Source organism: Stenotrophomonas sp. 86428_Sma (assembly GCF_056481585.1).
In genome coordinates, this window is the sequence record NZ_CM151156.1 from 1,394,423 (window position 1) to 1,406,444 (window position 12,022).

Below are 12,022 nucleotides of genomic sequence, written 5' to 3' on the forward strand. Positions count from 1 at the left end.
CGGCACTACCGCAGTGGCGCGGCATCCGGGTCGGCCACCGGCGACGGCGGGCAGGCCGGAATCTCCGACGGCGTGGCCAGTTCTTCGGCGTGCGAGGGCTTGCCCATCATCTTCGCCTTGCGCCAGCCGCCCCAGCGGTAATAGGCCAGCGACAGCAGCATCGACACCAGCGAGCTGACCGGGAAGCTCCACCAGATCGCATCGGCGCCCCAGTACGGCTGCAGCAGTTCGGCGAACGGCACGCGTACGCCCCACAGCGAACCGGCCAGGATCAGCAGCGGCGGAATCACCGCGCCGGTGGAGCGCACCACGCCGGAGATCACGAAGCTGACGCCGAAGAACAGGAACGAGCCGATCACCACGTGGTTGAGATGGCGGGCGATGTCCAGCGCCTGGCTGGCCGGTGGCAGGAACAGTGCCAGCAGCTGGCGATCGAACACCACCAGCGGCAGGATCAGCGCGCCGGTCAACAGGAAGTTGAACAGCACGCCCTGGCGCGCGGTGCCGCGCACGCGATCCCAGCGCTGCGCACCGACGTTCTGTGCCGCCATCGAAGAACACGCCGCACCGATCGCCATCGCCGGCATCTGCAGGTAGTTCCACAGCTGCAGGGCAGCGCCGTAACCGGCGCCGGTGTCGGTGCCGTACTGGTTGACCATGGTCATCAGCAGGATCACCGACAGCGAGATCAGCACCATCTGCAGGCCCATCGGCACGCCCTTGAGCACCAGCGCCTTGAGGATGGTCAGGTCGAGCTTGAACAGGCGCATGTCGGCGCGGCCCAGCCACAGGGTGTGGCGCTTGTGCCGCATGTACAGCAGCAGGCCGGCCAGCGACAGCGTCTGCGCGACCAGCGTGGCCCAGGCCGAACCGGCAATGCCCAGCGCCGGGAACGGCCCCATGCCGAAGATCAGCACCGGGTTCAGCACGATGTCCAGCGCCACCGACACCATCAGGAAACGGAACGGCGTGCGTGAATCACCGGCACCGCGCAGCGCGGCGGTGAGGAAGGCGAACGCGTACAGCGTCGGCATCGCCAGGAAGATGATCTGCAGGTAGGCCTCGGCCAGCGGCAGCGAAGCGGCCGGTGTACCCATCGCCGCCAGCAGCGGATGGGCCATGAACCAGCCGGCGATGGCGATGATCACCGACAGGCCAATGAAGAAGGTAGCGCTGGTGCCAACCACGCGCCGCGCCTGCGCGATGTCGCGCGCGCCGATTGCCTGGCCGATCAGGATGGTCGAGGCCATGCCGAAGCCGAACACCGAGCCGATCAGGAAGAACATGATGTTGTTGGCGTTCGCGGTGGCGGTCAGTGCCGCCTCGCCGAGGAAGCGCCCGACCCAGACCGCATTCACCGAACCGTTCAGCGACTGCGCGATGTTGCCTGCCAGGATCGGCAGTGAAAACAGCAGAAGATTGCGGCCGATCGGGCCGGAGGTCAGGTCAAGCGGCGCTTTGGCCATGGAGTGGTGATCGAATCCCGGGAGGCGCACACTAGTACCAAGCCGGTTTGCAGGATGTGGCAATGCATCAACGACTGCAGGTGAAATGGAGCATGGCGTTGGCCTTGATCGGCGCCGCACTGGCCGCATGTTCGACAGGTGACCGGCTGGGCGATACCCAGGTGCGGCCAACCGACCGCCCCGAGTGCCTGGTCGGCAGCCAGCGCCAGGATCTTTCCGCCGGCGTTCCCACCCTGATCGGGGGCAGCGGTTGCCGCACCGACCCCGATAACCCGCGCCCCCTGAACAAGCCACCGGAGTAGTCCGCACCGATGCCTGAGCTTTCCCCGTTGTCGCCCAGTGTCCGCCTGGACATCTGGTTGTGGGCGGCCCGTTTCTTCAAGACCCGCAGCCTGGCCAAGCAGGCCATCGAGACCGGCAAGGTCAGCGTGGCCGGGCAGCGCCCGAAGTCCTCGCGCGCGGTGCGCGTGGGTGAGCAGCTGCAGGTGGATCGTGGCGAGGAGCATTTCGAGATCCAGGTGCTGGGCCTGAGCGACCAGCGCGGGCCGGCGCCAACGGCACAGCAGCTGTATGCCGAGAGCGAGGCTTCGAAGGCGCGCCGTGCCGAACAGCGTGCACTGCGCATTGCGGCACGCGATGGTTTCCAGCCGCCGGAACACAAGCCGGACAAGCGCGCGCGGCGTTTGATCCGGGCGTTGGGTGACATCGACGCGCTCTAGCGAAATCCTGATTCCAACGGATTGTTCCTATCGCGGTGCGAAACAAGGCGCCGGTCACGGTACGTTCGGATTGCGCTGGGCAGGCTGGTCTTTCACCTATCGAAGGCCTGCCCATGCGTCGTCTGCTGTTATGCCTGTCCCTGCTTGCTGCGGGGCCACTGCACGCTGCCGACATCACCTTCTGGGACGTTCCGCAACGCGGTGGCAACAGCATGAACATGTCGCCTCCGGACCGGAAATACTTCGAGGCGCTGCGTGCGACCGGTGCGACCTGGGTGCGGCTGGTGCCGGACAAGTGGAAGGGGCAGGGCGGTCGTGACTTCCTCATCGGCAACGCCGATGACTATCGCGGACTGGTTCCGGCCGACCTGGCCACGCTGCGGCGGGTGCTGGATGACGCCGATGCGGCCGGACTGAAAGTGGTGCTGACGCCGCTGTCGCTGCCGTTGCTGCGCTGGAAGCAGCACAACGGCGATGTGGTCGACCAGCGCCTGTGGCAGTCGTTTGACAACCATGTGCCGGCCCGTCGCTTCTGGCATGACCTGGCCACGGCGCTGAAGGGTCATCCTGCCTTGGCCGCCTACAACCTCATCAATGAGCCGGTGCCCGAGTACGGTGCAGGCCTGGCCGAGCATGCGTCCACTGAGGCGATGCAGCGGTGGTATGCCGGTGTGCAGGACGGCCCACGCGATCTGCGCCGCTTCTACTCGGAACTGATCGCCAGCATCCGCGAGGTCGACACCGCGATGCCGCTGATGCTGGATGCGGGCTGGTATGCCGCCGCCGACGGTTTCAACTACTGGCCGGCACCGCTGGCGGATTCGAAGCTGCTGTACAGCGTGCACATGTACGAGCCGTATGCAGCAACCAGTGCACCGAACCAGACGCGTGCCAAACCCTGGCGCTATCCGGCGCAGGTGCCGTTCGGTGCAGGCAGCGAGCATTGGGATGCGGCGCGTGTACGCCGTTACCTGCAGCAGCCGATGACGTGGGCCGCCTCGCATGGCGTCGGTGCCAACCGCATGGTGGTGGCCGAATTCGGCTGCATGCGGCGGTGGCCGGATTGCAGCCGCTACCTGCAGGATGTGCTGCAGGTGCTGGAGCAGGACAAGGTGCACTGGGCCTTCTACGCCTTCCGCGAGGATGGCTGGGACGGCATGGACTACGAACTGGGCGACAAGCCGCTGCCGTGGTCGTACTGGCAGGCGCAGGAAAAGGGCGGCCATGTCGAGCCGCCGCGTTCGATGCAGGCGCCCTTGTTCGCACCGATCCTGCAGCGTTTGAAGGCGGGCAACCGGTAAGCCGCCGGGCCTGGCCCGGCGCTACCCATGGCGATGCCGGTAGCGCCGGCCCATGTCCGGCCAGGCTTTCCCTCAGCGCTTGCCGCCGAGCAGATTGCCGCCCAGCTTGAGCAGATCGCCCACGCCCAGCTGACCATCACCATCCTGGTCCAGCAGGCTGCCGAGCAGGCCACCGGCAAGACCGCCCTGCTGCTGCACCTGCTGCTTTTCCTGGCCGAGGGCCTGGCTGAGCGAGCTGGCATCGGCCTGGCCGCCACCCAGGCGCTGGGCGAGGAAGGCCATCACGATCGGCGCGAGGATCTGCAGCAGCTGGCTGGTGCGGCCGCTGTCGAGTTGGGTGGCCTGGGCCAGGCCGGTTTCCACCTTCTGCTGGCTGCCGCCGAAGATGTGGCCGAGGATGCCGGCGCCATCGCTGGCAGCGCCACCGCTGGCGCCACCGCCGCCCAGCACCGAACCGAGCACGCCGCCCAGGTCCAGGCCGCTGTGGTTGTTCTGCAAGGCGCCGAGCAGTGCCTGCGCGCCCTGTGGCTGCGAGGCGTTGTTGCCCAGCGCGCCCATCAGTACCGGCAGCGCGGCACTGATCGCGCCGGAAGCCTGGGTATTGCTGATGCCGAGCTGCTGCGACACCTGCTGCAGCGGGGCGCCCTGCAATTTGGCGAGAAGTTCATCGGTCAGGCTCATCTGCGGAATCCTTGATTGGGGTTGGGCGTGCAGAAGGTACGACGCGGACCGTTAAAACGGCGACGCCGCCTCACGGGGAGGCGGCGTGCCGTACACGGGGCAGGGCGATCAGAGCTCGATGTCTTCGGCGCCCGGGGTGGCGGTGGGGAAGTCCGCTTCCGGCTGCGCCGGCTTGAACGGATCCGACGGCTGGCTGGCCAGCGCCTTCAGCGCCGCGGCAACACCGGCACCGTAGGCCGGGTCGGCCTTGCTGCAGTTGTCGATGTGGCGCTGCTTGATGAAGTCCGGCGCATCGCCCAGGGCACGGGCGGTGTTGGCGAACAGGCGGTCCTTCTGTGCCTGGTTGTAGCTGCGGAACAGCGCACCGGGCTGGCTGAAGTAGTCGGCGTCGTCCTCACGGAAATTCCAGAAGTCGGCGTCGCCCCGGATCTTCATCGGCGGCTCGCGGTACTGCGGCTGCTCCTGCCACTGGCCGTAGCTGTTCGGCTCGTAGTGCGGCAGGCCGCCGTAGTTGCCGTCTACGCGCATCGCACCATCGCGGTGGTTGCTGTGCACCGGGCAGCGCGCGGCGTTCACCGGAATCTGGTGATGGTTCACGCCCAGGCGGTAGCGCTGCGCATCGGAATAGGCGAACAGGCGCGCCTGCAGCATCTTGTCCGGCGACGGGCCGATGCCCGGCACCAGGTTGCTCGGCGCGAACGCCGACTGCTCCACGTCCTGGTACCAGTTGACCGGGTTGCGGTTCAGTTCGAACTGGCCCACTTCGATCAGCGGGTAGTCGCTCTTCGGCCACACCTTGGTCAGGTCGAACGGATGCACGCGGTAGGTTTCCGCGTCCAGCTCCGGCATGACCTGGATGAACAGCTTCCACTTCGGGAAGTCGCCCTTCTCGATCGCGGCGAACAGGTCGCGGCCGTGGCTTTCGCGGTCATGGCCGACCAGGATCTGCGCCTGCGCGTCGGTCAGCGATTCGATGCCCTGCTGGCTGACGAAGTGGAACTTCACCCAGAAGCGTTCGCTGTCGGCATTGGTGAAGCTGTAGGTATGCGAGCCGAAGCCGTGCATGTGGCGGAAGCTGCGCGGAATGCCGCGGTCGCTCATCACCACGGTCACCTGCAGCAGGGCTTCGGGCAGCAGCGTCCAGAAGTCCCAGTTGTTGCGCGCGCTGCGCAGGTTGGTATGCGGGTCGCGCTTCACGGCCTTGTTGAGGTCGGCGAACTTGCGCGGGTCGCGCAGGAAGAACACCGGGGTGTTGTTGCCGACCAGGTCCCAGTTGCCTTCTTCGGTGTAGAACTTCAGCGCGAAGCCGCGGATGTCACGCTCGGCGTCGGCGGCGCCACGCTCGCCGGCCACCGTGGTAAAGCGGGCGAACATCTCGGTCTGCTTGCCGACCTTTTCGAACAGCTTGGCGCGGGTGTACTTGCTGATGTCGTGGGTGACGGTGAAGGTGCCGAACGCGCCCGAGCCCTTCGCGTGCATGCGGCGCTCGGGAATGATCTCGCGGTTGAGGTTGGCCAGCTTTTCCAGCAGCCAGACGTCTTCCATCAGCAGCGGGCCACGCGGGCCGGCGGTCTTGCTGTTCTGGTTGTCCACCACCGGTGCGCCGAAGGCCGTGGTCATCGGCGTGACCGGATCATCGCCGTGCTTCTGCTTGGGCGTGGTGCTCAGCTCGCGCTGCTGCTGGGCGCCCTGCTCCGGCGACGGGGCGGTGTGATACGGGCACTTGGCGTTGTTGTTGTCGGACTGGCTCATCGGCTGGCTCCTGGTGGCGGTGAAGACGTGGGAGAAACATCTTCACTCGACTTTAGCTATGGCCAGATGAAATGAATAATCGAATGATCCGTTCAGATTGATAGGTTCTGTCAATTGAAACGAAGAATCGGATTTGCACAGTCTTTCAACAGGCCTCCCGCAAGGCGAGCGGGAGGCCATGGGCGTGCGCTGCGGCTACAGCAGTGCCTTCAACCGGTACAGGGCTTCCAGCGCCTGCTTCGGCGTCAGTTCGTCCGGGTCGATCGCCGCCAGCGCGTCCTGCGCCTTGCTCGACGGTGCCGCGAACAGGCCGAACTGCTGCGGTGCATCCAACGCCTGCGGCGCCAACTCGGCGGCATGGCTTTCACCACCGCGCTGTTCCAGCTCGGCCAGGCGACGCCGTGCCTGTGCCACGGTGGCGCGCGGCAGGCCGGCCAGTGCCGCCACCTGCAGGCCGAAGCTGCGGTTCGCCGGGCCATCCTTTACCGCGTGCATGAACACCAGCGCCTCACCGTGCTCGACGGCATCCAGGTGCACGTTGGCGATGCCGCTGCGGCCACCCTCGTGCTGCTCGTCGGCCAGCGCGGTCAGCTCGAAGTAGTGGGTGGCGAACAGCGTGTAGCAGCGGTTCTGGTAGGCCAGGTGACGGGCCACCGCGTCGGCCAGCGCCAGGCCATCGTAGGTGGACGTGCCACGGCCGATCTCATCCATCAGCACCAGCGAATGGGCGGTGGCGTGATGCAGGATGTAGCTGGTTTCGGCCATCTCGACCATGAAGGTCGACTGCCCGCGGGCAAGGTCGTCACCGGCGCCGATGCGGGTCAGGATGCGGTCGATCGGGCCGATCAGCGCACGGCTGGCCGGCACGAAGCTGCCGATGTGGGCCAGCAGTACGATCAGCGCGTTCTGCCGCATGTAGGTCGATTTACCGCCCATGTTCGGGCCGGTGATGACCAGCATGCGACGGTCCGGATGCAGATCCAGATCATTGGGTTCGAACGGCTGCTCGCGCACCGCCTCGACCACCGGGTGGCGGCCACGCTCGATCTTCAGGCACGGCTCGGCCTGCAGCTCCGGGCGCGCCCAGTCCAGCGCCTGCGCGCGTTCGGCGAAGGCCGCCAGCACATCCAGTTCGCTCAGCGCGGCGGCGCATTGCTTCAGCGGTTCCAGTTGGCCGCCGAGGGTGTCCAGCAGCTGCTCGTACAGGTACCTCTCGCGCGACAGCGAGCGGTCACGCGCGGACAGCACCTTGTCTTCGAACGCCTTCAGTTCTTCGGTGATGTAGCGCTCGGCATTGGTCAGCGTCTGGCGGCGGGTGTAGTGCACCGGCGCGCGGTCGGACTGGCCCTTGCTGATCTCGATGTAGTAGCCGTGCACGCGGTTGTAGCCCACCTTCAGGGTGGGAATGCCGCTGCTTTCGCGCTCGCGCTGTTCCAGGTCGACCAGGAACTGGTCGGCGTGGGTGGACAGGCGGCGCAGTTCGTCCAGCTCTTCGTCGAAGCCATCGGCCAGCACGCCGCCGTCGCTCAGTTTCAGCGGCGGCATTTCGGCGATGGCGCTGGCCAGCAGCTGCGCGCACTCGTCGTGTTCGCCCAGCGCCGCATGCAGCGTCTGCAGGCGCGGCGAATCCAGTGGTGCCAGCACCTCGCGCACCGCCGGCAGCAGGCCCAGGCCGTCGCGCAGGGTGGAGAAATCGCGCGGCCGCGCCGAACGCAGCGCGACACGGGTGAGGATGCGTTCCAGGTCACCGAGGCGGCGGAACTGCTCGCGGATGTCCGCATCGCTGCCGCGATCGATCAGGGTTTCCACCGCATGGTGGCGCTGTACCAGCACCTCGCGCAGGCGCAGCGGGCGGTGCAGCCAGCGCCGCAGCAGGCGCCCGCCCATCGGCGTCACCGTGCTGTCGAGCACACCCAGCAGCGTATTGCGGGTGTCGCCATCAACACGCGTATCCAGTTCCAGATGGCGGCGGGTAGCGGCGTTCATCGCGATCGCCTCGCCGGCGGTTTCCATCGCGATCGAGGTCAGGTGCGGCAGGCGCTGCTTCTGGGTTTCCTCGACATAGCCAAGCAGGGCACCGGCCGCAGCGGTGGCGCGCGGCTTGTCGTCGATGCCGAAGCCGCTCAGGTCATGCAGCTTGAAGAAATTCAGCAGCTGGCGGCGGCCGCTGTCGGCATCGAACAGCCACGGCGCGCGGCGACGCACGCCGGTGCGCTGGCGCAGGAACTCCGGCCAGTTCTCCTCGTCGGGCACCAGCAGCTCGGCCGGCTCCAGCCGCGCCAGTTCGGCTTCCAGCGCGTCGTCGGTTTCCACCTCGTTGACCAGGAAGCGGCCGCCGGCCAGGTCGGCCCAGGCCAGGCCGTAGCCCTGCTTGCTGCGCGACAGGGCCATCAGCAGGGTGTCGCGGCGTTCATCCAGCAGCGCCTCGTCGGTGACCGTGCCGGGGGTGACGATGCGCACCACCTTGCGCTCGACCAGGCCCTTGGCCAGCGCCGGGTCACCGATCTGCTCGCAGATCGCCACCGACTCGCCCAGCGCCACCAGCCGTGCCAGGTAGCCTTCATAGGCATGTACAGGCACGCCGGCCATCGGGATCGGTGCGCCGCCGGAGCTGCCGCGCTGGGTCAGGGTGATGTCGAGCAGGCGCGCCGCCTTGCGGGCGTCGTCATAGAACAGTTCGTAGAAGTCACCCATGCGGAAGAACAGCAGCAGGTCCGGGTAATCGGACTTGGCCGCGAAGAACTGCTTCATCAAAGGTGTATGGTCTTCGGATGCCTTCGATTTCTTGGGTTTTGTAGCAATATCAGTCATTTATAGCGGTTCGACAAGGGCGGATGTGCGAGTAAGTGGAAGGCTGTAGATGGCTTTGGAAGGGTAAAAGGTAGCCAAGGGGTAGCCAAATCACTGCAGGGCACAAAAAGGTGGCAGAATTTGGCTACCGGGGCCGTGCGGGGCTCCAGCGGCAGCCAGATCCAGGAGGAACACTAGATGGCACTTCGCTTGAAGTTCAATGAAGAGCAGCTGCGACAGCTTCGCAGCACTATGCGTCCAGCGCTAGACAAGAGCGGCAGTCCAGTAGTCTCCGCCAGAGGCGGCTACGCTGTCCTTGAGCCTAACCCTGAGGGGAAGGCCTGGAGGTTCCTCGACGCGAGCAAGGAGGCTCCCACGGGCTTTGGCGTCTATGTGGGCAAGACAAAGGCCAGCTACGAGGTCCAGCGCAAGATCAACGGCAAGGTGATGCGCTTCACCGTGGGGGACACTCGGGATCTGTCCCTTGAAGAAGCCCATAGGCTGGCCCGCCATAAATTCCAGGAGTCCAAGGAAACGGGTGCCCACCCCAAGGTCAATGAGCGCGCAGAGACCACCATTGAAGAAATGAGGCAATTGACGGTCAATGGGGCTATAACCCTCTATCGCGACATGCTTATTCGTCGCACGCCCCCTGCGGCGGAGGGCACTATCAAGATGCTCAATAATACAATCGCGCGCCTGGATCGTGATGAGGTCAATTTTGGCAGCAAGCAAATAAGGCACATCACAGAAGAAGATGTTTTAAAGGCATTCAATGCAACTTGGCTCTCTGCCGCGCTTCACTCAAATCGGCTTACGCCTGAAATAAAAGCCCATATGGAGAAGGTGGGGCGGGTGAATTTGACCAAAGAAGAGTTGGATAAGCTAGGGGTCACTAGCGAAGCCATGCGGGTTCGAATTAAGGCGGCAGGCGTAAGTGCCGCAGAACAAACCTTTGCTGCAGCATCGCGCGCTGTTCGCTACGTGATCGATAAGGAAAAGCGGCAGGCTAAAAAAGCAGGGCGCAATCCAATAATTTTTGGAAATGATTTTCAGGTCCTTTGGGAAGAGGGGCGGATGCGGGATGCCAGGGCTCTTCACAGCTACTACGTTAAAGCCAGGGTTCGCAATCCGCTGGGTGAGGCGGATGGAACGCTTGGCGCAGCCATTGAATACCTCTGGAGCAGGCGCTTGGCTCAGCGAGGCCAGAACGAGAGCGGAGTCTATTACCTGCTTTCAACCCTCTTCTTGGGCGCTCGCAGAAATGAAACCGCAGAATTGGCATGGTTCGACCGCGTGCCAGAAAGCGAGCGTGAAACGACCTCATGGGTGTGGCTTGATGCTATGGATCCCAAAGCCCGCAAAGAAGGGCGCACGTCAGTAAATCCGATGACAGGGAAGGAGGGGGCGCAAGTATTCTTTGCTCAGACAAAAAACAGGCGCGATCACAACATGCCGCTGGGCCCGTTCTCCACAGCCCTTATGCGTCACCGCTTTGAGAGGCGCTTGGAGGCGGATGACCCCCGCGCCCGGTGGGTATACCCAGCACGCAGTGCGCGGGCCGCAGAAGGGCATTACAAGGACAGCAAGGCCATTATGAAAGGGCTGGGCGAGAAGCTGTCTGTTGAATTCGGCCCAACGCCCCACGACTTACGCAGGACGCTAGGCCGCTACGCAGGTAAGCTTCAGATCCCTGATCGCATCGTAAGCAGGCTCTTTAATCACCTTGCTCCAAAAGATCCAACGGACCCTGACGCCGGATCGGCTTCTACTATTCGATACCAAGAGCCGGAGTGGTATGAGCTGCAAGAGGCTCTGTCTCGTGTTGAGCAGCTAATGGCTTCCAGCGCACCTACCTTCTACAATCAGTTGAAGCCAGTTGACTGGCCTTTGCTGCCTGAAAAGGAAAAGGGTGGAGTGGATGAGTAATGTATTCCCACTGTCGCGTGATCCCGTATCCGTGTCGCCGCCGCCTGACAAGGCGCAGTGGCAAGAGGAAATAGAGGAAGCTAAAAGCGGGGTTAGAGCAAAGGTCAGCACCAAAGCTGCAGCCTTTTATTTGGGTGTCCATTACACCACCCTAAGGGCATGGGTGAGGGCAGGGGAAGGGCCTGAGCCGGTCAAAAATCCTTCGCGTCCTGGCACCACGGCTGTAAATCAGCACATGGGCTTTACCCTGCAGTCCCTTGATCGCTTCTTAAAATCGCGAGAAGGATCCTCGATAACGAGAGGGAAAAGGAGCGAGGTTGAATCCGTCTTGCGTGATGTTGATCGCATCCAGGCAACGATTGAATTGAAAATGGCTGAGGATGCTCTTGCAAAGGCTAGGGAAAAGGCAAGAAGGCTTGGCGTCCTTTCTTTCAATGGTCTTGAAGGTGTTTCGGAAATCCACCCCTGGTTAATTCTTGATGGGCGGATAGCAGGTCATCTTTGGGTTCTGCCTGAAGAGCAATTGCAGGAAATTGATCTTGAAGATGTGATTGAAGTTTCATTGCTTACCGCCTTGTCTCTCCCCTGGAAGAGCGATGCACATAGACAACCCTACGCTGAAGTCGCTCAGTTTGAGTTGAACTCCCTCATCGCCGCGATTGAGGCGGAAAGGGCGGTTCAAAGAGCCGCTGATGAAGAGCGGTTTTTGGATGTTAATACACCCAAATCCATTGGCATTAAAGGGCCTTACAGGCTTTAGCCGTTTTCGTGTTGGTAATAAAAGGCCCCCTAAATGGGGGCTTTTTTGTTGTCTTTCTCTGCTGGTCTTCTAGCTCGCAAAACGAAGACCAGCAGAAGACCAGCAGGAAGACCAGCAGGCCGAAAGCCTTGCCCCATAAAGGTTTGCGAGGTTGCTGCTGGCCTTGCTGGCCTGCTGGCCTTTGATTCAACTTTTCCTATGTGCATGCATATAGAACAAATATGCGCAGTGAGAAATATGCATTTCTAAGACCAGCAGGCCAGCAGAGGATGATATTTGTTTAAAAACCCTTATATACCAATGGTTTCAGCTGCTGGTCTTTGTTGCTGGTCTTCTGCTGGTCTTCTGTTTTTAGGCTTGCAAGGCCAGCAGGCATCTTTTCCAGAATAAAAGAACCTATTGACGAAATCTAGATTTATGTTTTATTGGAAGTATTCCAACTGTAATACGGGAGATTTTGTGAAAAATAACAAAGAGAATTCCGCTGGCGTAGCAAAAATTCCAGTTCGAAAGGATGTTCATATCAATCTGCGGCTAGAACGTGCGTTGGCACTTCGACTTCAGGCTGAAGCGCAGCGGTCAACTATTTCTACAAGTGACAAAATTAGGCGCATATTAGACGCC

9 protein-coding genes are annotated in these 12,022 nt (G+C 62.9%); 5 read left to right on the forward strand and 4 right to left on the reverse strand.

Annotated features, from left to right (window positions below; genetic code table 11):
* Positions 1 to 5: 5 nt before the first annotated feature.
* Positions 6 to 1,466: an MATE family efflux transporter gene (locus ACZK3J_RS06355; RefSeq protein ID WP_478476585.1), complete on the reverse strand. Its 1,461-nt coding sequence runs from the start codon at positions 1,464 to 1,466 to the stop codon at positions 6 to 8.
* A 62-nt stretch (positions 1,467 to 1,528) separates the two neighbouring features.
* On the opposite strand from ACZK3J_RS06355, the gene ACZK3J_RS06360 reads away from it, so the two are divergent.
* The 3 genes from ACZK3J_RS06360 (at position 1,529) to ACZK3J_RS06370 (ending at position 3,486) form a co-directional block, all read left to right on the forward strand.
* Positions 1,529 to 1,768, forward strand: a complete 240-nt coding sequence (locus ACZK3J_RS06360; RefSeq protein ID WP_134951507.1) for a hypothetical protein — start codon at positions 1,529 to 1,531, stop codon at positions 1,766 to 1,768.
* A 9-nt stretch (positions 1,769 to 1,777) separates the two neighbouring features.
* Positions 1,778 to 2,185, forward strand: a complete 408-nt coding sequence (locus ACZK3J_RS06365) for an RNA-binding S4 domain-containing protein (protein ID WP_004149153.1) — start codon at positions 1,778 to 1,780, stop codon at positions 2,183 to 2,185.
* A 113-nt stretch (positions 2,186 to 2,298) separates the two neighbouring features.
* Complete coding sequence (locus ACZK3J_RS06370) at positions 2,299 to 3,486, forward strand: glycoside hydrolase family 5 protein (protein ID WP_134951508.1); 1,188 nt, start codon at positions 2,299 to 2,301, stop codon at positions 3,484 to 3,486.
* A 72-nt stretch (positions 3,487 to 3,558) separates the two neighbouring features.
* Here ACZK3J_RS06370 and ACZK3J_RS06375 read toward each other — a convergent pair whose 3' ends face one another.
* The 3 genes from ACZK3J_RS06375 to mutS form a co-directional block, all read right to left on the reverse strand.
* Positions 3,559 to 4,167, reverse strand: coding sequence for a DUF937 domain-containing protein (locus tag ACZK3J_RS06375; protein ID WP_134951509.1), 609 nt, complete (start codon positions 4,165 to 4,167; stop codon positions 3,559 to 3,561).
* A gap of 108 nt (positions 4,168 to 4,275) precedes the next feature.
* On the reverse strand, positions 4,276 to 5,919 hold the full coding sequence (locus ACZK3J_RS06380; protein ID WP_134951510.1) for a catalase: 1,644 nt from the start codon (positions 5,917 to 5,919) through the stop codon (positions 4,276 to 4,278).
* A gap of 195 nt (positions 5,920 to 6,114) precedes the next feature.
* Positions 6,115 to 8,730, reverse strand: a complete 2,616-nt coding sequence (mutS, locus tag ACZK3J_RS06385; protein WP_478476588.1) for a DNA mismatch repair protein MutS — start codon at positions 8,728 to 8,730, stop codon at positions 6,115 to 6,117.
* A gap of 177 nt (positions 8,731 to 8,907) precedes the next feature.
* Here mutS and ACZK3J_RS06390 point away from each other — a divergent pair, with 177 nt between their 5' ends.
* A complete protein-coding gene (locus tag ACZK3J_RS06390) occupies positions 8,908 to 10,638 on the forward strand; it encodes a tyrosine-type recombinase/integrase (protein WP_128990629.1) in 1,731 nt (576 codons plus the stop codon).
* Positions 10,631 to 11,398, forward strand: a complete 768-nt coding sequence (locus ACZK3J_RS06395; RefSeq protein ID WP_164076427.1) for a helix-turn-helix transcriptional regulator — start codon at positions 10,631 to 10,633, stop codon at positions 11,396 to 11,398. The genes ACZK3J_RS06390 and ACZK3J_RS06395 overlap by 8 nt, the downstream gene beginning before the upstream one ends.
* Positions 11,399 to 12,022 lie beyond the last annotated feature (624 nt).